The sequence below is a fragment of the Micromonospora sp. URMC 105 genome (assembly GCF_051386295.1).
Lineage (GTDB): Bacteria > Actinomycetota > Actinomycetes > Mycobacteriales > Micromonosporaceae > Micromonospora.
The window spans coordinates 1-22,888 of sequence record NZ_JBPQTL010000001.1 but is presented as its reverse complement, the minus strand read 5'-3'; the positions used below and the strand labels follow the sequence as shown (position 1 = coordinate 22,888).

The 22,888-nt window shown below is 72.8% G+C and carries 21 protein-coding genes and 2 tRNA genes; 11 read left to right on the top strand and 12 right to left on the bottom strand.

Annotated elements, in window-relative coordinates:
• Positions 1-26: 26 nt before the first annotated feature.
• The 3 genes from ACSNN7_RS00115 to ACSNN7_RS00105 form a co-directional block, all read right to left on the bottom strand.
• Positions 27-1,496 (bottom strand): dynamin family protein, encoded by a 1,470-nt coding sequence (locus ACSNN7_RS00115; RefSeq protein WP_436678409.1) that lies wholly within the window; start codon positions 1,494-1,496, stop codon positions 27-29.
• Complete coding sequence (locus tag ACSNN7_RS00110; protein ID WP_436678501.1) at positions 1,493-3,343, bottom strand: dynamin family protein; 1,851 nt, start codon at positions 3,341-3,343, stop codon at positions 1,493-1,495. The genes ACSNN7_RS00115 and ACSNN7_RS00110 overlap by 4 nt, the downstream gene beginning before the upstream one ends.
• A 115-nt stretch (positions 3,344-3,458) precedes the next feature.
• Positions 3,459-4,322 carry an IniB N-terminal domain-containing protein gene (locus tag ACSNN7_RS00105; protein WP_436678408.1) on the bottom strand — a complete coding sequence of 288 codons (864 nt, stop codon included), beginning with the start codon at positions 4,320-4,322 and terminating at the stop codon, positions 3,459-3,461.
• Positions 4,323-4,621: 299 nt separating this feature from the next.
• Between ACSNN7_RS00105 and ACSNN7_RS00100 the strand changes: the two genes are divergently transcribed.
• The 7 genes from ACSNN7_RS00100 to ACSNN7_RS00070 all read left to right on the top strand — a co-directional run bounded on the left by ACSNN7_RS00100 (position 4,622) and on the right by ACSNN7_RS00070 (position 12,405).
• Positions 4,622-5,893 (top strand): Hsp70 family protein, encoded by a 1,272-nt coding sequence (locus ACSNN7_RS00100; protein ID WP_436678407.1) that lies wholly within the window; start codon positions 4,622-4,624, stop codon positions 5,891-5,893.
• On the top strand, positions 5,890-8,442 hold the full coding sequence (locus ACSNN7_RS00095) for a helix-turn-helix transcriptional regulator (RefSeq protein WP_436678406.1): 2,553 nt from the start codon (positions 5,890-5,892) through the stop codon (positions 8,440-8,442). Before ACSNN7_RS00100 ends, ACSNN7_RS00095 begins: the two co-directional genes overlap by 4 nt.
• Positions 8,443-8,484: 42 nt before the next feature.
• Entirely contained in the window at positions 8,485-8,865 is a 381-nt protein-coding gene (locus tag ACSNN7_RS00090) for a DUF742 domain-containing protein (protein WP_436678405.1), read from the top strand.
• A gap of 91 nt (positions 8,866-8,956) precedes the next feature.
• On the top strand, positions 8,957-9,658 hold the full coding sequence (locus ACSNN7_RS00085; RefSeq protein ID WP_436678404.1) for a cellulose binding domain-containing protein: 702 nt from the start codon (positions 8,957-8,959) through the stop codon (positions 9,656-9,658).
• Positions 9,659-9,791: 133 nt separating this feature from the next.
• Complete coding sequence (locus ACSNN7_RS00080) at positions 9,792-10,529, top strand: DUF1223 domain-containing protein (protein WP_436678403.1); 738 nt, start codon at positions 9,792-9,794, stop codon at positions 10,527-10,529.
• A gap of 70 nt (positions 10,530-10,599) precedes the next feature.
• Entirely contained in the window at positions 10,600-11,118 is a 519-nt protein-coding gene (gene msrA, locus ACSNN7_RS00075) for a peptide-methionine (S)-S-oxide reductase MsrA (protein WP_436678402.1), read from the top strand.
• A 63-nt stretch (positions 11,119-11,181) separates the two neighbouring features.
• Entirely contained in the window at positions 11,182-12,405 is a 1,224-nt protein-coding gene (locus ACSNN7_RS00070) for an epoxide hydrolase family protein (protein ID WP_436678401.1), read from the top strand.
• A 94-nt stretch (positions 12,406-12,499) separates the two neighbouring features.
• On the opposite strand, the gene ACSNN7_RS00065 is transcribed toward ACSNN7_RS00070, so the two are convergent.
• The 5 genes from ACSNN7_RS00065 to ACSNN7_RS00045 all read right to left on the bottom strand — a co-directional run bounded on the left by ACSNN7_RS00065 (position 12,500) and on the right by ACSNN7_RS00045 (position 14,904).
• Positions 12,500-12,697, bottom strand: a complete 198-nt coding sequence (locus tag ACSNN7_RS00065) for a hypothetical protein (protein WP_436678400.1) — start codon at positions 12,695-12,697, stop codon at positions 12,500-12,502.
• A 22-nt stretch (positions 12,698-12,719) separates the two neighbouring features.
• On the bottom strand, positions 12,720-13,247 hold the full coding sequence (locus ACSNN7_RS00060; RefSeq protein WP_436678399.1) for an HAD domain-containing protein: 528 nt from the start codon (positions 13,245-13,247) through the stop codon (positions 12,720-12,722).
• A 103-nt stretch (positions 13,248-13,350) separates the two neighbouring features.
• Entirely contained in the window at positions 13,351-14,721 is a 1,371-nt protein-coding gene (locus ACSNN7_RS00055; protein WP_436678398.1) for an SDR family NAD(P)-dependent oxidoreductase, read from the bottom strand.
• Positions 14,722-14,746: 25 nt separating this feature from the next.
• Positions 14,747-14,821: transfer RNA gene (locus tag ACSNN7_RS00050), tRNA-Ser, on the bottom strand.
• 10 nt (positions 14,822-14,831) lie between these two features.
• Positions 14,832-14,904: transfer RNA gene (locus ACSNN7_RS00045), tRNA-Glu, on the bottom strand.
• 147 nt (positions 14,905-15,051) lie between these two features.
• On the opposite strand from ACSNN7_RS00045, the gene ACSNN7_RS00040 reads away from it, so the two are divergent.
• The gene (locus ACSNN7_RS00040; RefSeq protein WP_436678397.1) at positions 15,052-15,423 is read left to right on the top strand and encodes an ArsR/SmtB family transcription factor; all 372 of its coding nucleotides are present in this window, start codon (positions 15,052-15,054) and stop codon (positions 15,421-15,423) included.
• 66 nt (positions 15,424-15,489) lie between these two features.
• Here the strand turns inward: ACSNN7_RS00040 and ACSNN7_RS00035 are convergent, their stop codons facing one another.
• From ACSNN7_RS00035 to ACSNN7_RS00020, 4 genes are all read right to left on the bottom strand, one after another.
• On the bottom strand, positions 15,490-15,852 hold the full coding sequence (locus ACSNN7_RS00035; RefSeq protein ID WP_436678500.1) for a cupin domain-containing protein: 363 nt from the start codon (positions 15,850-15,852) through the stop codon (positions 15,490-15,492).
• Positions 15,853-16,127: 275 nt separating this feature from the next.
• Positions 16,128-16,337 (bottom strand): zinc-binding dehydrogenase, encoded by a 210-nt coding sequence (locus ACSNN7_RS00030; protein WP_436678396.1) that lies wholly within the window; start codon positions 16,335-16,337, stop codon positions 16,128-16,130.
• Complete coding sequence (locus ACSNN7_RS00025; RefSeq protein ID WP_436678395.1) at positions 16,303-16,695, bottom strand: hypothetical protein; 393 nt, start codon at positions 16,693-16,695, stop codon at positions 16,303-16,305. The genes ACSNN7_RS00030 and ACSNN7_RS00025 overlap by 35 nt, the downstream gene beginning before the upstream one ends.
• Positions 16,696-16,708: 13 nt before the next feature.
• Positions 16,709-17,473 (bottom strand): SDR family oxidoreductase, encoded by a 765-nt coding sequence (locus ACSNN7_RS00020; RefSeq protein ID WP_436678394.1) that lies wholly within the window; start codon positions 17,471-17,473, stop codon positions 16,709-16,711.
• A 294-nt stretch (positions 17,474-17,767) separates the two neighbouring features.
• Between ACSNN7_RS00020 and ACSNN7_RS00015 the strand changes: the two genes are divergently transcribed.
• From ACSNN7_RS00015 to ACSNN7_RS00005, 3 genes are all read left to right on the top strand, one after another.
• The gene (locus ACSNN7_RS00015; protein ID WP_436678499.1) at positions 17,768-18,175 is read left to right on the top strand and encodes a YciI family protein; all 408 of its coding nucleotides are present in this window, start codon (positions 17,768-17,770) and stop codon (positions 18,173-18,175) included.
• 4 nt (positions 18,176-18,179) lie between these two features.
• Positions 18,180-19,325: an RNA polymerase sigma factor gene (locus ACSNN7_RS00010; RefSeq protein ID WP_436678393.1), complete on the top strand. Its 1,146-nt coding sequence runs from the start codon at positions 18,180-18,182 to the stop codon at positions 19,323-19,325.
• 133 nt (positions 19,326-19,458) lie between these two features.
• The gene (locus ACSNN7_RS00005; RefSeq protein WP_436678392.1) at positions 19,459-22,803 is read left to right on the top strand and encodes a S8 family serine peptidase; all 3,345 of its coding nucleotides are present in this window, start codon (positions 19,459-19,461) and stop codon (positions 22,801-22,803) included.
• Positions 22,804-22,888: the final 85 nt, after the last annotated feature.

The following is a 22,888-nucleotide window of genomic DNA, read 5'->3' as shown; positions in this document are numbered from 1 at the left end:
GGCAGGGGCAGGCAGTGCCGGCGCGGTCAGCGGCCGCCTCCGGCCAGCTCGGTGAGCATCCCCTCGCAGCTGCGGACGACCACCTCCGCCCCCCGCCGCTGAGCGAGCCGGAGCAGCGGATCCTCCGCGCGGTGGCGCCACCGCCACTGGGCGTCGGAGGCGACCTTCCAGAGCTGCTGCACGGTCGCATCGTGCTCCAGGCCGAGCCGGCTGGCCAGGTCCACGCCATCGCCGCCGACCAGGCGCTGCGCCTCCGCGGCCAGCTCGGCGTCGAACCCCAGCTTCGTCGTCCGCAGCGCGGCGAGCAGGCGAAGCTCCCGGAACTCGTGGGCACCGGCGAGGATCTGTTCCACCGCGCCGAGCAGTTTCCCGGTGCCGGGGCCGGGTTCGGCCGTTGCGAGGGCCTCCACCGCGGCCAGCGCCGAGCGGGCCTTCAGCGTGTTGCGCCGGTCGACGAAGAACCGGTTGATCGACTCGCGCAGCTCGGTCAGGCCACTGCGCCTGATCAGCTCGGTCGCCAGCTTGCCCCGGCTGTCGCAGCCGGTACGGACGAGGGTGGTGGCCAGCCGCACCCCGATCAGGCCGAGCCGGTCGAGCAGCACGGCGCGGGTCTCGGCTTCCAGCCGTACCGGCAGCTCACCGCGGACGAAGCGGTCGGCGGAGAGCAGGTGCGGTTCCAGCTCCTCGCGGGACACCCGGGCCAGCTGCGCGAGCGCGGCGAAGTCCGACTCGCTGAGCACCCGCCCGGCCAGGCCGATCGACCCGCTGCACGGCACCACGTTGACGCAGAGCGCGTTCACCCGGGGGTCGCGGTACTGCCGGCGGGCGAGCTGACGGGCGGTGAGCAGCGCGTCGATCCGTCCGCCGCCGGTCTCGTCGATCCGGGACAACACCATGATCACGTTCACCGGAGCGGCCTGCCCGACCCGGCTCTCCCGGGTGGACTCCAGCACCTGCAGGTCGGTGCCGCGAGCGTCGCGGGTCAGGTACAGCACCGCGTCCGCGTCGCGCAGCACCCGCTCCATTACCGGGGCCCGGCCCTGCTCGCCGGCGGCGTTGATCGCCGGGGTGTCGATCAGGGTGACCTGCCGCAGTGCCCGGGTCGGCCACTGCACCACGATGTCGCGCAGCTCCCCCGCCCGCCAGCCGACGACGTCCACCCGCATTCCGGTCGCCGACCTGATGACCGTCAGTTCCTGCGGGGGCTGGTTGCTCGAGTAGGCCGTGGCACGCGGCTGCGGGCCGTCCTCGTACCAGGCGAAGATGCCGGTGCCGTCCGGGCCGTCGACCGGCGCGACCTCCTCGCCCATGATCGCGTTCAGCACGGTCGACTTGCCGGACTGCCACGGGCCGGCGATCGCGATCCGCAGCGGCTTCTCCAGCCGGGCCAGCTGGTGCCGGAGGTGGCCGACGGCCCGAGGGTTGTCCCGGTAGTGCTCGATGGCCTGGTGCAGCAGCCCCCAGACCGCCTCGTCCAGCCGCAGTCCGACGGTCATGCCCGGGGCTCCAGCGGCGCCGGGGCGGGTCGGGGGGCCGTCAGCTGCTGGGACTGCTCGTAGACGGCGGCCAACCGGGTCATCTTCAGCCGGATCTCGCGCTGGCGCTGGTCGCGGACGGCCGCATCGGTGTCGGCGGCCTTCTTCGCCGTACGGAACGACTGGACGATGGCCTCCTGCAACTCCTCGGTCAGCGCGGTGAAGTGGTCCCGGAGCATCCGCTGCACCTGCCGGGTGGTGTCCCGGCAGCCCTTGGCCGTCTGGACGAAGAAGTCGTCGACGTGCCGCTGGATCGCCGTCTTGACGGTCGCCTGGCGGCGGCGCAGCAGTTGCTTGCTCTCGTCCCGGATGCTCTTGCCGCCGAAGAGCGCACCGGCGCCGATGGAGACCGGGTTGATCATGGGCATGCCGGCCAGCGTCATCGCCAGGCCGAACATCAGCAAACCACCGTACGAGCCCTTCATGCCGGTGATGACCTTCTGGCTGGCGGTGAACCGGTCGATGGTCGGCCGCTCGATCTCCGGCAGCCGGTCGGCGAGGTCCTCCGGCACCGTCATCGACCAGGGCGGCAGCACGTCGTAGCCGTACCGGGCGAAGTTGTCGGCGACCCGCCGGGCCACCCAGTCGCAGCGCTGGGCCAACCACTCGTGGTTCGCCTCCGCGGCCTCGATGAGGCTGCGTTGCAGCCACTCCTGGAAGGTGTCCCAGGCGACCAGCGGGTCGGCCGTGTCGAACGCCTCGTCGACCATCCGCAGGATCTGCCGGGTCCGGTCGCGCAGGTCGTACTCGATGTCGGAGAGCAGATCGGCCATCTCGTCGTTGAGCGTGTTCTGCCAGCGGGTGGAGCACCGCCGCAGCTCGTCGACCTCGCGCTGGGCCGCGTGCAGCCGGGAGATCGGGCCGGACTGTTCCTCCGTCGCCTGGCTCTCCAGCTCGGCGCGCAGCGGCGCGGCGAGCTGCTCCACCACGGTACGGCTGATCATCGCGACCGAGGCCCGGGCCAGCACGTCGGCCTTGCCGGTCAGATCGCGCTGCAGGCGGGCGATCAGTGCCGGAAAGCCCGACTCGGCGTTGAGCCCGTGGTCGTCGGCGGCGGCCGCACGGAGCCGCAACGCCGCCGACACCGGGATCAGCGCCGCCGGTACGCCGGCCTGGGCCAGGTGCTGGCGGTTGCGCTCGGCGACCACCCGCCAGTCCGGCACCAGGTCGATCTTGGTCTGCACCACCACCACGTTGGGGTGCGACCGGGTGACGTGCAGCAGCATGTTCAGCTCGGCGACCGAGAGTTCCCGGGTCGAGTCGGAGACGAGCAGCACCGCGTCGGCGCGGTGCAGCGAGGCGGCCGGGGCGGCCGCGCCGATCACGGCCACCTCGTCGGTGCCCGGCGTGTCCACCAGCACGAGCCCCGCGCCGAGCAGCGCGCGCGGCAGTCCGACCTCGACGTGCGCCGGGCCGCCGCCGGGCCGGCGCCCGAACGTGCCGGCCACTCCGGCCGCGATCTGGTCCAGCGGCACCGGGGTCCGCTCGGCCGTCCCGACGGCGGTGCCGGCCGGCCGGGCAGGAGCGGACGCCGCCTGGACCACCGTGGCCGACGCGACCTCGGCGTGCTGCACCACGGTCGGCAGGACGGTGGTGCGGCCGTCGCCGACCGGGCACACCGGAGCGTTCAGGATCGCGTTGACGAGCTGGCTCTTGCCCTGGTTCGGTTCGCCGAGGACCAGGACGCGCAGCTTCGGGTCGAGCAGCTGGGCGCGTTTCTGCCGGACGGCCTGCAGAAGGTCCGCCCGCCCGTGTTCCCGGCACGTACGGGCGATCTCGTCGAGCACGTCCAGCCAGATCCCCGCCATCACCGCACCAAGTGTGCGGATTCCGGATCAATTATCAAGAGGGGATCCGAATCGGGGCAGGAAGAAGGCCGGACCGCCCGCGGCGATCCGGCCTTCCGCTGCCGGTGGAACCTGGTCAGAGCAGACCGTCGCCGAGGCCCAGCAGGCCGCTGTCGGCCGACGCGGACGCGGACGCGTCGGCGTGGGCGCCGCCGTCGAGGTCGCCGGTCACGCCACCGACCGTGCCCGTGACGCCGGAGAGGACCCCGTCCACCTGGTGCGTCACGCCGCCCACCGTGCCGTTGACCGCCGGGAGCACACCGTCGACGGTGTCGTCGACGCCGAGGCCGGCGACGGTGTCGTCGACGCCGAGCGAGTCGACGATGCCGCCCACCTGGCCCGTGGTCCCGCCGAGCAGGCCGTCCGGGGTGCCGAGCAGGCCGGCGTCGGTGCCGTCCAGCAGGGCGTCCGGGTTGCCCACCGCGCCGGTCACGTCGCCGACCACCGGGTCGGCCACGGTGTCCACCGCGCCCACCACGCCGGCGTCGAGGGTGTGCGTCACGTCGTGCACCCCGGTGAGGTCGGTGGCGACGCCACCCGGCCCGACGCCCACGCCGATCCCGGGGAGCAGGCCCGCTCCGACGGCGATGTTGCTCGGGTCGACGGCGATCGCGCCCACCACGCCGGCCTTGACGTCCACACCGGAGTAGGTGCTGCTGATGGTGAGATCCTGCGTCACGCTCTGGAGCTGGCCGACCACGTCGGTGGTGTCGGGCAGCAGCGGGTTGACGCCGAGCTGCCCGGCCACCGGGGCCACCGGCGCGAGCCCGTACGCCGGGGCGTAGTCGACCACCAGCGGTACCACGTCCTGCACGTCGGCGGCGGTGATGTCGGTGAGCCCGGCGGCCTGCAGCGCGCCCTCCGGGTCCAGGTCGAACGCCGACTTCGCGTCGGGGTTGGTCAGCAGGTTGAGCACGAAGTCGTGCAGGGTCTGGTCCATGTGTGCCGGTTCTCCTCGGACGTATTAGCGACCGTGATCGTCGACAGCGACGTTAGGGCCGCCGGCCGGGACCGGTCATCGGGGATCGTCCCGCAATCCGCCCCGCCGGATTAGGGTGCCGGACGCCTCGTCCGTTAGGGGGACCGGGGGATCCGGGGCGGCCAGAGTTAGGGTCCCGATGCCGGAGCGATCTCTGGTACGAACGTAGGAGCCCACGGGGTTTCGCCGGGGGTGGGTCGCCGCACGGTGCGGACACCGTCGCCATCGGCCGGCCAACTCGCGGTGAAGGAAGAAGACGGATGCCGTACGTCCTGGGGATCGACATCGGGAGCACCAACACCACGGCCGCCGTGGCGCGGCGGCGGGGTGCGACCTGGGCGCGACCCGAGCCGATCGCGTGGGACGGCGGGTCGACCGCCGTACCGTCCGTGCTGCACCTGGCCACCGACGGGACCTTGCTGGTCGGCGAGCCCGCCGACGGGGACGGGAGCCGGATCGCCCGCGGGTTCGTCCGCCGTGTCGGTGACGACGTACCCCTGCTGCTCGGCGGCGAGGCGTGCCCGCCGCAGATGCTGACGGCGGTGCTGGCGGCGTGGGTCGTGGAACAGGTCCTCGACCGGGAGGGCGGGCCCGCGGAGGCGGTGGTGCTCAGCCACCCCGCCGGCTGGGGCCCGCACCGGCGGGAGCTGCTGCACCGCGCGCTGTGGCAGCTCGGGCTGGGCAACGTGACGCTGCTGCCCCGCACGGTCACGGTGGCCGAGAGCCACGCGGCGCGGGGCTTCCCCGGCAGCACCGCAGCCGTCTACGCCCTCGGCGGCAACACCTTCGAGGCGGCCCTGGTCCGCCGCACCCCACGGGGCACGTACGAGACCTTCGGCTTCCCACAGGGGCTGGACTGGATCGGCGGTGCCGACTTCGACGAGGCGCTGGCCGACCACGTGCGGACCGTGCTCGCCCGGGAGCTCGCCGCGGCCGGACCCCGGCAGACCCACGCCACGCTGCGCTCGCTGCCGCCGGAGTGCGAGCGGGCCAAACGGGAACTGAGCGTCGGCACGGAGACCGACGTGCTGCTGACCCTGCCCACCGGGCCGGTGCGGGTGCCGGTGAGCCGGGTGCGGTTCGAGGACATGATCCGACCGGCGGTGCAGGCCACCGTCGAGCTGCTGACCCGTACCGTCCACTCGGCCGGGCTTTCGCCGGCGCAGCTCGACGGCGTCCTGCTCAGCGGCGGCTCCAGCCGTGTCCCGCTGGTGGCCGAGCTGCTCGCGGCGGCCTTCCCGGTGCCGGTGGAGGTGGAGCCCGACCCGCAGCTGACCGCCGCCACCGGCGCGGCGCTGGCCGCCTGCCAGGTCGTGTCGCCGAGACCGCGGCGGCCGGAGCCGGACCCTGACCCCGCCCCGTCCGGCGACACCGGACGCGGCGCCGCGCCGGTCGTGCCGGCCCGGCGTGGACTTCACCAGGACCGCGCGACCCGCACCGCACCACCACCCCGTCCCCCGGTCCGGATCACCCCGCTGGAACTGCCGCGGGCGTCCCGGCTGGCGCTGATGCGGCGGGGACGCGAAGGATGACCACGATGATCATGAGCAGCGTCGCCGGGCCCCGCCTGGTGCTGGACCGGGGGCCGCAGGCCCTGCTCGACGCGGTCGCGGCGGACCCGGACATGCCGCTCGCGCTCGCCGTGACGGGCCCGGGCGGCCATGGCCGGAGCGCCTATCTCCAGGAGCTGGCCGCGGTCTACCGGCGGGCCGGAGTCACCGTGCTGGAGGGCGCTTCCGACCAGCTCGACGCCGCCGACCCGGACGCCGTGCTGGTGGTCGACGACGCCCACCTCCTCGACGATGCCCGGCTCCGGCAGCTGCGCGCCCTGGTGGCCACCCGCCGGCACCGCCTCGCCGTCGGCTACCGGCCGTGGCCCCGGCCGGTGGCGCTGGTCGAGCTGGCCGAGGCGTTCCGGCGGGACGGGCAGCTGGTCCTGCTCACCCCGTTCACCCTAGAGCGGACCGCCGCCTACCTCGCCGCCGTACCGGAGATCGGCCGGCGGCCCGACCTGGCCGAGTTCGTGCACCAGCAGACCGCCGGCGTTCCCCGCGACGTCGAGCGACTGGTCCGAGGCCTGCGCGGGCAGGAGAGCTCCGCCCCGGCCGAACCACCCCGGCAGGTCATCCTCCAGTTCGGACCGGATCTGGAGGACCTGGCGCCCGACGTCCGGCGGCTGCTGCTCGCCGTCTCCGCCGGCGTACCCCTGCCGGTGGACCTGCTCCGGGCGCTGCTCGGCCGGGAGCCGGGCGAGGTGGACGAGCTGATCGCCGCCACCCGGGCGGCCGGCCTGCTCGGCGCGGACGGCCGGCTCGCGCCGATCGTGCGGCGGGCGGTGACCACGTTGAGCCCGGCCACCGACCGCGTCGCGGTGTCGCGGCGGCTCACCGAACTGCAGCTCGCCCGAGGTGGGCCGGTGCTCCCGCTGGTCCGCTCGTTGCTGGCGGCCGGCGTGGCCGCAGACTGCCCGGCACCGACGCTGGAGGCCGCGGCCGAGGAGGCGCTGGCCGCCGAGCCCGCCCTGGCGGCGCAGCTGTTCGCGGCGGCCACGGCCGCCGGGCGGCCCACCGCCGTCCGGCAGGCCGCCGCCGCAGCCCTCGCCGGCGACCTGGACACCGCCCTGCGGCTGGCGGACCGGCAGCTCGCCACGGCCGCCCCGGCCGACCGGGCGGAGGCGGCGGCGGTCGCCGCGACGGCGCTGGCGCACCGCGGTCAGATCGATCGCAGCGTCGAGCTGTACCGGTGGTCCGGCACGGCTTCGGCCAAGTCCTTCGCCGCCGTCGGCGCGCTCGCCGCCGGCCGCCCTGCCGACGTGCCGGTGGCGACCGGGGACGACCGGCCGAGTGAACCTCCCACCCTGCACGCCAGCGCCGCCCGGCTGATGGCCGACGGGATCCGGGACAGCATCGCCGGGCCACCCACCGCCGCACTCTCCACCCTGGTGCAGGCGGCGGCGCTGCTGGAGCCGGCCGGCCGGGCGGTGCTCCTGCCGGACAGCCCGGCGGCGCTCGCCGCCCTGACCGGGGTGCACTGCGGCGAACTGGACATCGCCGAGCGGGTGCTCGACCGGGCTGCGGCCAGCGGGACCGGCGGCCCGCTGATGGCCCGGCGCCACCGGCTGTTGCAGGCCTGGATCGCCCTGGTCCGGGGCCGTACCGGCAGCGCGGCCGACCACCTCACCGCGGTGACCGGCGGTGGCCGGCCGCTCGAATCGCGCGACCTGCTCTTCGCCTGCGCGCTGGAGCTGGGCATCGCCCGGCGCAACAGCGACCTCGGTGCGCTCCAGCGCGGATGGGGGCATGCGCTGGAGGCCGTGGTCCGGCACCCGGTGGACCTGTTCACGCTGCTGCCGCTGGGCGAGCTGGCCATCGCGGGGGCCCGGCTCGGTGACCTGAGCCGGCTGGAGCCGTACCTGCGGGAGGCGCGCCTGCTGCTGGCCCGGCTCGACGACCCGCCGCTGTGGAGCACGCCGCTGCACTGGAGCGGGCTGCACGCGGCGATCCTCGCCGAGGAGCCGGCGGCCGCCGACGAGCACGTGGCCGCCCTGCTCGCCGCCGCGGACCACAACCGGTACGCGGCCGTGGTCGCCGCAGCCGCGACCAGCTGGGTCGAGGTGCTGCGCGGGACGGTCGACCCGGTCCGGGTGGAGGCCGCCGCCCGCGGGCTGCACGACGCCGGGCTGTGCTGGGACGGCGCCCGGCTCGCCGGGCAGGCCGCGATCCGCACCTCCGACCGACGGGCGATGACCACCCTGCTGGACTGCGCCCGCATGCTCCAGGGCCGACCGGTGGGGGCGAAGGGCGCGCAGCGCGCGACTCCCGCCGACGCCGACGCCGTTCCCGCGCCGCACCGGCTCAGCGACCGGGAGCGGGAGGTGGCCGAGCTGGTGCTGGCCGGGTTGACCTACCGGGAGATCGGTGACCGGCTCTTCATCTCCGCCAAGACGGTGGAACACCACGTCGCGCGGATGCGCTCCCGGCTCAACTGCGCCAACCGGACGGAACTGCTGGCCCTGCTGCGGACGGTGCTGGCCGGCGCGTCGCGCAACCCGGCCCGCTGGCCCGAACGGCCCGCCTCGTGACCCCGGCCGACGGCCACCAGTTCCCCACGAGGGGAGGCCCGGATGCGGAGTATCGGCGACCCTGACGAGAGGTGGTACGACGACGACGCCGGGCCGTTGGCGCGGCCGTACGCGCTGACGCGCCCGGACCCGGCGGCCGACCGCCCGCGGCTCGACCTGATCACGGTGCTCGTGGCCGGAGCCGCCGATCCCCCGGCCACGCCGATCTTTCCCGAGCAGGCGCGGATAGTCGAGCTGTGCCGGCGTCCACTGTCGGTGGCCGAGGTCGGCGCGCACCTGGACCTGCCACTGGGTACCGTGCGGGTGCTGCTCGGCGAGCTGCTGCGGGCCGGGCTGATCGAGACGCACGTGCCGCCGATGCTGTCCGAGCTGCCGTCTCCGGAGCTGCTCCGGGCGATGCTCGCCGGGCTTCAGGAGCTGTGATCGGCGAGGATAGGCGAGAAGACCCACGTACGGCGAAGGATCTGAGGAGACAGAGCACATGCCGTCATCACCGCCCCGGCAACGGCGGACTGTGCCGATCATCGTGCTCGACAGGATCGTGGCCCTGGCCGGACACGGTCGGCACGCCGTCACCAGGCTTCGGGGCCTGTCCCGGCACACCCCGGTCCTCATCGTCGCGTCGCTGGCGATCCTGATCGCGGCAGCGGTCCCCGTCGTCCTGATCCTGCGGACGCCGGAACGGCTGGCCCCGGTGGCCCTCCCACCGGCCGACGTGCCGCTGCCGACCGGCTCCGCGGAAGCCAGGCCCGGCCAGGCCAGGCCGGCCGCCTCCGACGCACCGGGCACGGCGCGGACGGCGACCCCGTTGGTCGACCCTTCGGCCGCGCGGGTCGCTCCGCCGTCGCCGGACGCGCCGTCGGCGACGCCACCACCGGACGCCCCGGCCGCGCTGGCCGCCGCCTTCGTCATCGAGAGTCGCGCCCTGCTCAGCTACGGCGCCGGCGTGACCATCAGCAACGACGGCCGGGTGAAGGCGACGAACTGGACGCTGGTCATCACGCTGCCCCGGGAGAGCCTCCAGATCTCCTCGGTCACCGGCGCCCGGGTCACCCAGTCGGGGGCGACCTGGACGTTCGTCCCGGACGAGACGACCGCCCAGGTGCCGCCCGGCGGCTTCGTCCGGGTCACCTTCCGGGTCAGTGGCGCGGCGATCAGCTCGACCCCCACGGCCTGCACCATCGACGGAGCCGCCTGCACCGGCCTGCCCGCCTGAGCTGCCCGCCTGCCACCTGTGCCGGGCCGGCCGGCGGGCGGATCCGGGCGGCGGGCCGTCAGGCCGGGCATGGTCCCGGTCGGAACGGGAAGGCCAGTGCCGCCAGCAGGACTGACCGGGGAGGCAGGGCGCCATGGCGGACACATCGCGCACAGGGTCGGGTAGCGGGCACCCGACGGGTGGCGGCTTCGCCGTCGTGGAGATGTTCACCTCCCAGGGCTGCAACAGCTGCCCGCCGGCCGAAGAGGTGCTCTCCGAGATCGATCGCGACGCCCGCAAGCGGGGGCAGGCCGTCTACGCCCTCGGCTTCCACGTCGACTACTGGGACCACCTGGGCTGGACCGACCCGTACGGCGACCCGGCGCACACCCTGCGGCAGGAGGCCTACGCGCGCGCCTTCGGCGCCGGGGGCCTGTACACGCCGCAGATGGTCGTCAACGGCAGCGTCGAGTTCGTCGGCTCCGACCGCCGGCAGGCGTCAGCAGCGATCGAACGCGCCCTCGGTGAAGCAGCCGCCACGTCGCTCACGCTGTCGGTCGAGGACCTCGCCGGGGGCGACGGGCGCCGGGTGATGGTCGACTACCAGGTCGAGCGACCGCCGCAGCAGGCGGTGCTGAACGTCGCGGTCGTCGAGACCGGCCTGGAGAACGACGTTCCGCGGGGAGAGAACGCCGGGCGGAGGCTGCGGCAGGACGGCGTGGTCCGCGCCTTCACGTCCGCGAAGCTGGACCTGGGGCGGGGGCGGATGGAACTCGCGGTGCCGCCGGACCTCGATCCGGGCAACGCCTCGGTGGTCGGCTACGTGCAGAACGACGGCGACAAGAGCATCGTCGGCGCCGCGGCGACGCGTCCCGGTTCGGCGAGCGGCTGACCCTCGTCAGCGAGGGGACGCCCGTCCTGACCTTCCGACCCATGTCCGAGTACCTGACGGGAGCGGAGCGATGACCGACAAGACCGAGAAGGCGATCCTGGCCGGCGGCTGCTTCTGGGGGATGCAGGATCTCATCCGCAAGCGCCCGGGAGTGCTTGCCACCAGGGTGGGATACACCGGCGGGGACGTGCCGAACGCGACGTACTACAACCATGGATCGCACGCCGAGGCGATCGAGATCGCCTACGACCCCGACCAGGTGTCCTACCGGGATCTCCTCGAGTTCTTCTTCCAGATCCACGACCCGACCACGAAGAACCGTCAGGGAAACGACGTGGGGGTCAGCTACCGGTCGGCCATCTTCTACACGGACGAGCAGCAGCGGCAGGTCGCCGAGGATACGATCGCGGACGTCGAAGCCTCCGGCCTGTGGCCCGGCAAGGTGGTCACCGAGGTCAGCCCGGCCGGCCCGTTCTGGCAGGCCGAACCGGAGCACCAGGACTACCTCGAACGCAATCCCGGCGGTTACACCTGCCACTTCCCCCGGCCGGACTGGAAGCTCCCCCGCCGGGGAGAGAACGCCGCCTAGTCGCAGCCGGGGCAGCGAGCCTCCGCTGAGTGTCCGAGGAACTCGATCGAAAGGGAGGCCCACGTGGCCGTCAAGACGCTGACCCGTGCCGGCACGGACATCCGACCGTTCAAGGTGGAGATCCCGGAGGCTGACCTCGAGGCGCTGCGTGCGCGTATCGCGGTCACGCGCTGGCCAGAGAAGCAGACCGTCGACGACCAGTCGCAGGGCGTGCCGCTCGAAACGAGCCAGGCGCTCGCACGCTACTGGGAGAAGGAGTACGACTGGCGCAAGGTCGAGGCGCGGCTGAACGCCCTGCCGAACTTCATCACCGAGATCGACGGCCTCGACATCCACTTCATCCACGTGCGATCGAAACACGAGGACGCGCTGCCGCTCATCATCACGCACGGGTGGCCGGGCTCGGTCATCGAGCAGCTGAAGCTCGTCGGTCCGCTCACCGATCCGACGGCGCACGGCGGAGACCGGTCGGACGCCTTCCACCTGGTGATCCCGTCGATGCCCGGCTTCGGCTTCTCCGGCAAGCCGAGCAAGCCCGGCTGGGGCCCCGAGCACGTCGCCACCGCGTGGATCGAGCTGATGAGGCGCCTCGGCTACGACTACTTCGTCGCGCAGGGCGGCGACTGGGGCGCGCTCATCACGGACATCATCGGTCTGCAGGCGCCCCCGGAACTGCGCGGCATCCACACCAACATGCCGGGTGCGATCCCGCCCGACATCGACGCGCTGCTCCAGTCCGGCATCAGCGGCGCGAACAATCCGCTCGACTCACTGCCGGCCAACCTCTCGGACGAGGAGAGGCGGACGTGCGAGCAGTTGGACTTCTTCTGGAAGCACTCCGCCTACGCCCTCATGATGGGGTCGCGTACGGAGACGCTGACCGGTTTCGCGGATTCGCCCATCGCCCTGGCGACCTACATGATCGACCATGACGCGGCCAGCCTGGACCTGATCTGTCAGGCCTTCGCCGGGAAGCCGGTGGGCCTCACGCGAGACGACGTGCTCGACAACATCACGCTCTTCTGGTTGACGAACACCGGCGTTTCCGCGGCTCGCATCTACTGGGAGAACAAGCTCTCCTTCTTCGCCGCCAAGGGGGTCTCCGTCCCGGCCGCCGTGAGTGTCTTCCCGGACGAGATGTACGAGACCCCGAGGAGCTGGGCGGAGCAGGCGTATCCGAACCTCATCCACTACAACAAGGTCGAGAAGGGCGGGCACTTCGCCGCCTGGGAACAGCCGCAGATTCTCACCCAGGAGCTTCGCACCGCCTTCCGGTCGGTTCGGTAGCTGACGACTGCACCTGTGCGCAGTTGCGGGGGCGAGTGGCTCGGGATCAGAGCCACTCGGCCCCGCCGAGGGGTGCGGTAGCCGGGGATTCAAGCTACGGAGCGAACCACAACGCGAGCGCCCAGCCGACGACGACGCGCGAATACACCAAGAGGGTCGCGAGCATCAGCATCCCGGTGGCCGTCATCGCCACCAGCACCGCGAAGACGCCGCCGTTCTTCGCCACGTACTGCCAGCCCTGGCGTGACGACGGCTCCTCAGGACCGGCGTCATCCCCGTCGAGGAAGATCACGGAGCAAGGCTAGTGTCTTGTCTCAAGCGCTGTCGTTGCACTGGCCCAGCCATCGGCGCACGGCGGAGAAGGTCGCGGCGGTCAGCCCCTCGCCCGGGTCGACCGGGTGCAGCAAGGCCGGCCGCGGGTGGTGCACCGCCACCCAGCGCCGGTCAGTATCGGTGGTCTCATCGTCGAGCCAGACGAAGGGACGACCTGCCGCCCAGCGGGTGAGCACCACCGTCTTCCAATGCAGACCGCGCTCCGGCTCCTCGTCGGACTCGGGCCACTCCACGACGGGAAGCGCCGGAAGGCCGAGCCTCGGCGAGATGATCTCGTTCGCCTCCGCCATCCAGGTCGTTGCCCAGACCAGCTGGCACTCCAGCGCCAGCAGGCGTCGTCCGTCAGCCGGGTCGAGCCGATCCAGGAGTGGATTGCCCACGCCGCTGAATGCGTCCGCGTCCGCCTCCGTGGAGGAGCGATCCCTCCTCGTCCACCGGGCACCGAACGGGATGAGCACGCCATCCACGTCGAGGAAGATCAGCGGTCGATGACCAAGGCGGGGACCCACGCCAGGACCGTATCGTCAGTCCGAGAGCTGCCGGCTGCCCTGCCTCCCCGCACGTGCCAGCACGAACCAGGCCGGGACAGTGGGCAGCGCGCTGACGGCGTGCCTACCACGGGACCACGGCGTAGTTCTTGAGCAGCACGCCGTGCACCGGCGCGCCACCTTCGCCACAGATGATCGGGTGGTAGATCCGTGCCGCCGCGTCGATCACGTCCAGCGGCGGTCGCCAGCCGGTGGCGGCCCGGTGTGCCTTGATCGCGGGCGGGTTCTCGTCCGTGATCCAGCCGGTGTCGACGCCGCACATGTACACGTGGTGCCGGGCCAGGTCGGCCGCGCCGACTCGCGTCAGCATGTTCAGCGCCGCCTTGCTGACCGAGGTGTGCGGGTGCCGGTCGGGTCCGTCGCCACCTCCGCCGAACCAGCCCTCCCGGCCGGTCACGTTCACCACGTACCGGTTGCCGGGGCCGGGTGCCGTCAGCGCGGGGCGGAGCCGGTCGATGAGCAGGAACGGCGCCACCACGTTGACGAGTTGCACCTCCAGCAGCTCGACCGGGTCGACCTCGCCGAGCCGGGCGGTCCAGGAGTTCACGGTGCCGGGGACGACCAGCGCGCCGGTGGCGTCGACGATGGACGCCACCTCCCGTCCGGGCGCGTCGGCGACGGCGGCGAGACGGGCGCTCCACTCGGGCGGCGCGGCACCGGGCCGGTAGCCGGCCACCGATTCAACGGCCGCTGCCGGACGGGCAGCCAGCAGCTCCGCCGCCACCAGCGGCTGGTACGCCCACGTCGGCCGCCGCACCGTCTGGGCCGCGTTGTTGACCAGGATGTCCAGCCGGCGCCCGTCCTCGGCCAACCGGTCCGCCAGGTCCAGCACCTGGCGCGGGTCCCGAAGGTCCGCGCCGATGACCCGCAGCGACGGCAGCCAGTCGGCCGAATCCGGCTCCTGCGCGTACCGGCGAGCGGCGTCGGCCGGGAAGCGGGTCACCACCGTGACGGCGGCACCGTCGCGCAGCAACTTCAACGCCACCTGGAAGCCGATCTTGACCCGGCCGCCGGTCACCACCGCTCGCCGCCCGGTCAGGTCGGTGCCGGCGTCCCGGTGCCGCCGATGCAGCTCGGCGCAGGCGGGGCACAGCGCGTGGTAGAAGACGTCGACCGTACGGAACCGGTCGCGGCAGGTGTAACACCGGCGCTCCCGCCGGGTCCTGCCGGCACCGTCCTTCTCGGTCGGCCCGCCGGTAGGTGCGGAGACCGGCATCCCGTCGGCCCGGTCCGCAGCGGCAGTGGCCGCACCGGCGACGACAGCCCGGTCGGCGGCAGCGGCCTGCCGGCGACGGTTGGCGCGCCGCTGCCGCTGGGCATCCTTGAGCAGCCCGTCGACCGCGCGCTGCACCCGTTGGCGGACCGGGTCGTCGACGGGTAACGCGCGGATCTCGCCGAGGACTCGCAGCGCCGCCTCGACCTCGTCGCCGTTCACCGTCTGCCACCCTTCACCCGCCGGACGTGGACGGGCCGGATTCGAACCGGCGTCCTCCGCATTAGCAGTGCGGCGCGTCGACCTCTGCGCTACCGACCACCCGGCGGGATGGGACCCGACCGGACTCGAACCGGCATCCTCCGCCGTGAGAGGGCGGCGCGACTACCTCTGCGCTACAGGTCCCATCGCGTGGCATCCTAGCGACCCTCATCAACACGCCGCGAACCGGTTGTGAACCGCACTCACCCAACCGCTCTCTCGCGGCCCGGCCCGCGATCGATCGGGTACTGGTCCCGATTCCACCGGCCTGTCGATGGTGTGGGTGGAACGATGCAAGGCGTGGGAACTGCGAAGACTGCCATGCCTGCCATCTCGCCGCTCGCCGGCGAGCCGATCAAGCGTGCCGATGCCGAGCGGCTCGCGGGAGTGCTGAAGGCATTCGCCGACCCGGCCCGATTGCGACTGCTCAGCCTGATCCAGTCCGCTCCGGAGGGCGAGGCGTCCGTCACCGACCTCACCGCACCGCTCGGTCTCTCCCAGCCCACGGTCAGTCACCATCTTCGGATCCTCACCGACGCCGGCCTGCTCGAGCGCGAGAAGCGCGGCGTCTGGGCGTACTACCGCCTGGTGCCCTCCGCGATCGCGGCGATAGCCGACCTGTTGACGCCGCCCCGCAAGCGGGCGACGAAGAGGACCCGCTGAGCGGCACCGTCGAGGACCGCGTCGTCGTGGAGCGCGAGCAGGATCAGTGGCGCGTCGCCGGCGCCGTCACGGCGTCATCAACTCGGTCCGGTACTGGGCGGCCAGCCGGGCCGCACGCTGCTTGCGTTCCTCCTGCTCGTCCGCGCTGAGCGACGGCGGCGGTGCAGTCGGCCCGTCGACCCGGTCCCCCACCCGCAGGAAGTACTCGTCCTGACCGGCGGGCGTGCACATGCACAGCAGCCGAGCCGGCTGATCGAAGGCGTTGCGGAAGAAGTGCGGGGCGTTGGCCGGTATGTTGACCGTCTCGCCCGCGCGGGCGACGGTCTTCTCCCCGCGGAAGGTGAACTCGACCGCTCCGTCGAGCACCGTGAACATCTCCTCGAAGTCGTGGCGGTGCGGCGGGGGTCCACCGCCCGGCGGCACGCGCATGTCGATCAAGCAGTACCGTCCGGCGGTCTGCCCTCCACCGACGAGGATCGTGTATGTGCCGCCTGCGATGGAGAGGTGCGCCAGGCCTTGATCCTCGGGCTGGACATGGGTGAGCGTGCGTGCCGGATCGTCGGGTGGGACCGCGGAGGCCGTCATCGGCTGCCCTTCCAGCTGGGAGGTGAGCGGAATTCTTCGTCCGCTCAGCCCCTCCGTACCCGCCCACGTAGGGGCAAACCGCTGGTGGAGTGCATTCACTCCGACGGGTACGGCCTCGCTCAGCCGTCGAGGTCGACGACGACCTTGCCGTCACTGGTGGCACCGGCCACCAGCGCGTGGGCGTCCATGACCGTGTCGAGCGTGAATCGCCGTGGGTCCAGGCGTGGCCGCAGCGCGCCGGCGTCGGCCAGGGTCGCGGCCTCGCGCAGGATCTCGCCACCCGGCCGCGCCCGGTCAGCATCGGCAGGCGATGACGTCGAAGCCTGCACCGGCGGTGTACCGGCCGACGTACCCCTCGACGCTGGTCGAGGTGTAGTCGATCGGCACCGCGCCGAGGCTCTCGATCACGCCCATGCTCGCCGGCCCGCCCGTCGCGTACACCTCGGCGCCACGGGCCAGGGCGAGCTGGACGCCGACGTGGCCGACACCACCGGCACCGCCGTGGATCAGTACCTTCTGTCCGGCGCGGATCCCGGCCCGGTCGATCAGCCCCTCCCAGGAGGTGATCACGGCCAGCGGCAGCGCGGCGGCCTCGCGCATCGACAGCATCCGCGGCTTGCGCGCCAGCAGGCGGGCGTCCACGGCGGCGTACTCGGTCGAAGCACCGCAGCGCGCATGACCTGCCACCCCGTCTGTCACCTCAGCCCGGCCGTACTCGCTCCGCCTCCTGCTCCGCGAGCCAGTCGTCGAAGGTCGTCGGTGCGATCCGGGCATCCGGTCCCGGCAGGAGCACGTTGCCCGCCATGTCCGCGCCGAGGATCGCTTCCCAGCTGGGGACGATCTTCATGGTCCGTCCCATCGCCTGGTGAGTGCGGCGCGCCATGTCCACGAGGTCGTGACGATCGGGGCCGGCCACGCCGGGATGGCGTCCCTGCGGTGGACCGACTGCGGCCTCCGTCAGGAATTCGCCGACGTCAGCCGGCGCGATCGGCTGGATGAGCAGTGGCGCGAGGTAGGCGGTGCCGTCGCGCTCGGTCCAGGTGGCCACCGTCGCGGCGAAGTCGAAGAACTGGGTGGCGGGCACGATGGTCCACGGCACCGGCCCGGTGGACACCAGGCGCTCCTGCTCGCGCTTGCCGGAATAGTGAGCGGTTCCCGCGATGCGGTGCACCTCGACGATCGAGAGCAACACGTGGTGTCGCACCCCCGCCTGCTGCTCCGCTTTCAGCAGGTTCTGGGTGGTGGTGGCGAAGTACGTCGCCGTGGCCTCGCGGTCGGCGGGTGGCGCACTGGTCGCGTCGACGACGGCGTCGACGCCGCTGAGGGCCTTGTCCAGTCCCTGACCGGTCAGCAGGTCGACGCCGTCCGACCGGCTGATCGGTACCGGGTCGTGCCCGTGGCGTCGCAGAGCCGCCACCGTGTGGGACCCGATGTTGCCGGATGCGCCGGCGACCGCCACCCGCATGTTGCACTCCTGTCTCAGGCCCTCGGCGGGCAGCGGACGCGACAACCGGATGCGGGATCGCCGGGGCGTACCTGACGACGTGATCGGTCCCCGCGGCGAGCGCCTCGACGGGTGGTCGTCCGGTGTCGAGCCGGCCTCGCCCCGACCCACAGCCTAGGGGCGGTCGACGTGGCGGGGGTGGGAATCAGGTCAGCGACAGAAAGATACGGACGGCGATGTCGAGAACCGGCCGCCGGCTCCGTCCCCGAGGTGAAGGTGACCAGAATGGGTCGCACCAGCACCGAGGAGAAGCACATGGCCAAGTACCTGTTGCTCAAGCACTACCGCGGCGCCCCGGCCCCGGTCAACGACGTGCCGATGGACAAGTGGACGCCGGAGGAGATTTCGGCGCACATGCAGTACATGCACGACTTCGCGGGCCGGCTGGAGCAGACCGGCGAGTTCGTCGACGGCCAGGCGCTCGCCCCGGAGGGGACCTGGGTCCGGTACGACGGTGCGGGGCGCCCGCCGGTCACCGACGGCCCGTTCGCCGAGACCAAGGACCTCATCGCCGGCTGGATGGTGATCGACGTGGACAGCTACGAGCGAGTTCTGGAGCTGGCCGGGGAGCTGTCGGCCGCCCCGGGGGCGGGCGGGAAGCCGATCCACGAGTGGCTCGAGGTGCGCCCCTTCCTGACCGCGCCGCCCACCATCACGGAGTGAGGTGATGGACGAGGCCCTGCTCCGGAGCCTCTCGCCGAGCGTGCTCGGCGTCCTCGTCCGCCGCGGAGCCGACTTCGCGGCGGCCGAGGACGCCGTGCAGGACGCGCTGGTCGAGGCGCTGCGCGTCTGGCCGGCCGACCCGCCGCGGGATGCGAAGGGCTGGCTGGTCACCGTGGCCTGGCGCCGGTTCCTCGACGCGACCCGGGCCGACGCCGCCCGCCGCCGACGCGAGGACCTCGTCGACGAGGAGCCGGCGCCCGGGCCCGTGCCCGCGGTCGACGACACGCTTCAGCTCTATTTCCTGTGCGCCCACCCGTCACTGACGCCGTCGTCCGCGGTCGCGCTCACGCTGCGCGCCGTCGGCGGACTGACCACCCGCCAGATCGCCCAGGCGTACCTGGTGCCCGAGGCGACCATGGCGCAGCGCATCAGCCGGGCCAAGCGCACCGTCTCCGGCGTGCGCTTCGACCAGCCCGGCGACGTCGCCACCGTGCTGCGCGTGCTCTACCTGGTCTTCAACGAGGGTTACTCCGGCGACGTCGACCTGGCCGCCGAGGCCATCCGGCTCACCCGGCAGCTCGCGGCCGCGATCGACCACCCCGAGGTGGCGGGGCTGCTCGCCCTCATGTTGCTGCACCACGCCCGCCGCGCCACCCGGACCGCGCCCGACGGCAGCCTGGTGCCGCTCGCCGCGCAGGACCGCCGCCGATGGGACACTACGTCGATCGCCGAGGGCGTCGAGATCCTGCAGGCGGCCCTGGCCCGCGACCGGCTCGGCGAGTTCCAGGCCCAGGCCGCCATCGCGGCGCTGCACGCCGACGCGCCCGCCGCCGAGGAGACCGACTGGGTGCAGATCGTCGAGTGGTACGACGAACTCACCCGCCTGACCGACAGCCCGATCGTCCGGCTCAACCGCGCGGTCGCCGTCGGTGAGGCCGACGGACCGCGCGCCGGGCTGGCGGCGCTCGCGGCGCTGGACGACTCACTGCCCCGCCACGTGGCGGTGGCGGCGTACCTGCACGAACGCGACGGCGACCTGGCCACGGCGGCCCGGCTGTACGCGGAGGCGGCCCGAAAGGCCCCCAACCTCGCCGAGCGCGACCACCTGACGCGCCAGGCCGCCCGGCTCAACGCCCGCCGCCGTCCCTGACCGGCCGCGTTCGAACGCCCGGCAGCGCCTGACGCCGCCCGATGTTGCGAGTGACACAGGTCACATCGAGTGAACTTTCACCGGCCGGTCACGTCGGGAGCACTCGGATACCTCTCGCGTTCATCCAGGGAGAATGATGCGTTCAGTTCGCAAGATATCGGCGCTGGCACTGCTGGTGCTGGGCGTCTCGGCGGCGGCGCCGGGCGGTGTGCCGGCGTCGGCGCAGCCCCGGGCCGCGCAGCCGGCAGCCACACCCCAGGTCGCGGCCACACCCCCGGTCGCGGCCAAGCCCCGGACGGTCACTCTGCTCACCGGCGACACCGTCCACGTCAGCACCGTGAACGGCCAGACGGCGGTCGACGTCGTGCCGGGCAAGGGACGGGAGGGGATCCCGTTCCTCACCCACAGCGCCGGCAAGGACGTGCGGGTCATCCCCGCCGACGCCGTCGGCCTGCTCAACCGGGGCAAGCTCGACGCCCGGCTCTTCGACATCTCGAAGCTGGTCGAGTTCGGCTACGACGACACCCGGTCCACCCTGCCGCTCATCGTCCAGCACGGCAGCGCCGCCCCCGCGGGCGTGGCCGGCGCCCGGACCACCCGGAAGCTCTCCGGGGCGAGCGCGGTCGCCGAGAGCCGCAAGGACGCGGTGTCCTTCTGGAACACCGTCACGTCCGGCAGCGGCACCGAGCGGCGGCTGCGGGCCGGGTTCGACAAGATCTGGCTGGACGGGCTGCGCAAGCCCACCCTCGACGTCAGTGTCCCGCAGACCGGCGCGCCGCAGGCCTGGCAGGCCGGCTGGACGGGCGCGGGGGTGAAGGTCGGTGTGATCGACACCGGCGTCGACCAGACCCACCCCGACCTGGCCGGCCAGGTCGCCGCCGCGGCGGACTTCACCGCGGAGGCGGACGGCGTCGACCGGGTCGGTCACGGCACCCACGTCGCCTCCACCATCGCCGGCAGCGCGGCCGCGTCGCAGGGCCGGCACAAGGGCGTGGCACCCGGCGCGTCCCTCTACAGCGCCAAGGTCTGCTTCTTGGACGGCTGCCCCGAGTCGGCGATCCTGGCCGGCATGACCTGGGCGGCGGAGCAGGGCGTCAAGATCGCCAACATGAGCCTCGGCGGTTACGACGGCCCCGAGATCGACCCCATCGAGGCGGCCCTGGTCGACCTCACCCACCGCTACGGCGTGCTCTTCGTCGTCTCCGCGGGCAACAGCGGCCAGCCCGGCGACGCCGGCGAGTCCACGGTGAGCTCGCCCGGTGGCATGGACGAGGCGCTGACCGTGGGCGCCGTGAACAAGGCGGGCGAACTGGCCGAGTTCTCCAGCCGGGGTCCGCGCACGGGCGACGCCGGCATCAAGCCGGACATCAGCGCGCCCGGCGTCGGCATCGTCGCCGCCCGCAGCTCGACCTCCGACCTGTCGCCGGAGGACGAGAGCGGGCAGTACACCAGCCTGAACGGCACCTCGATGGCGGCTCCGCACGTGGCCGGCGCGGCGGCGATCCTGGCCCAGCAGCACCCGGACTGGACGCCTGAGCGGATCAAGTCCACGCTGATGGCGGCCGCGCAGCCGAACGACGCCATCGGTGTCTACGAGCAGGGCGCGGGCTTCCTCGACGTCGCCCGGGCGATCCGGCAGAACGTCACGGCGAGCCCGGTCAGCGTCGCCTTCGAGCGGACCGGTGCTGCGCAGCAGCGCACCGTCACGTACGCGAACAGCGGCTCCTCCCCCCTCACCCTGGCGGTCTCCCTCGACGCCAAGGACATCGAGGGCAACCCGGCGCCGGCCGGCCTGTTCAGCCTCAGCGCCTCCTCGGTAACGGTCCCGGCCGGCGGCACCGCCACCGTGACCGTCGCGGTGCAGGCCGGTGCCGACCTGCCCGACCGCTACTTCGGCGGTGAGGTGACCGCCACCGGCGGTGGCGAGCAGGTGCAGACCCCGGTCGCGCTCGACGTCGCCCGTCACGACCTGACCCTGAAGCTGGTCGGGCCGGACGGCGGGGCGCCCACGCCCGAGCAGACCTGGGTGACCGTCCTGACCGACCTGAACCGGCAGACCATCATGGTGTTCGGTGGCACCGAGTACCGGGTCCGCGCGGGCCGCTACCTGGTCCAGACCTACCTGGTGAGCGCCGACGGCCTGATCACCACGCTGGTGCGCCCGAGCCTGGACCTGAGCAAGGACCAGGCGCTCACCATGGACGCCCGCCTGGCGAAGCCGATCGCGGTGGCGGTGCCCAATGCCAAGGCCGAGGCGGTCCACCAGGAGTTCGGCTGGACGATCCGGACCGAGCAGCCGCAGATCTGGGGCAGCAACGACCCGTACGGCGTGATGATGGGCGTCCCCCTCGACCGCCTGCGGACCGCGCAGATCGGGGCCGGCGAGACGCCCGGCTTCGTCTCCTACGTCCACAGCCTGTGGGGCCAGTTTGCCGAGGACGGCAGGCTGCACAACAGCCCGTACGCCTACCGGGTCTACCTCTACGAGCCGAAGAAGATGATGACCGGGTTGACCCGCAAGCTGCGCGCGGGCGACTTCGCCACGGTCCGCTCCCAGGTCGGCGCGGACGTGGCCGGCGTGCCGGTCGAGCGGACCGCGGTCGCGCACGCGCCCGGCAACTCGCCGGTCTACCGCCTCGAGCGCCAAGTCCAGCCGAGCTTCAGCTACGACGCGCCGGCCACCATCACCGAGTACTACAACCAGGACAAGCAGGCGGTCTGGCAGTCGACTTCGTACCAGCGCAGGTACACGTACTACGAGTCGGCGTGGACCAGCTTCCAGCCGGGGCGTACGTACCACGTGAAGTGGGCCAACGGCGTTGCCGGGCCGGTCTTCCCGGAGCCGAACTTCGGCCAGCAGTTCGCCACCCGTTACTTCGGCAACCTGATCGGCGGGCCGGGGCCGCTGCACGGCGACGGCGCCGGGCACATGGGCTTCCGGCACGTCCGCAACGGCAACGTGCAGGTGAACCTCTACCGCAACGGGGTCAAGATCGGCGACGCGAACCAGACGCCCTGGGTGTGGGAGGTGCCTGCGGAGGAGGCCGACTACCGGCTGGCCGCGACCTTCCACAGCGACCCGGAGTTCACCCTGTCCACCCTGGTCGACGCGGAGTGGACCTTCAAGTCCGCGCAGGTGGCCGACGGCGGTCTGGTGAAGCTGCCGATGACGGCGGTCCGGTACACCCCGGAGCTCGACATCGACAAGCGGGCGCCGGCCGGCCGGATGTTCCCGATCCCGGTCTCGCTCGACCGTCAGGTCGGGGCGGCGCCGGGTCAGACCAAGACCCTGACCGTCGAGGCGTCCTTCGACGACGGCAAGACCTGGCGGCCGCTGACCGTGCGGCGCAACGGCGAGAAGGCGGTCGCCTGGGTGCGCAACCCGGCCGGCACCGGCTTCGTCTCGCTGCGGGCCGCCGCGACGGACACCAGCGGCAACACGGTCAAGCAGACCGTCATCCGCGCCTACCGGTACTGAGGTGAGGCCCCGGACGCCGCGGAAGGTCTCGACCGCCTGCTGCCAGCTGGCCATCGCGTGCGGCAGGTCGTCGATCATCGAGTAC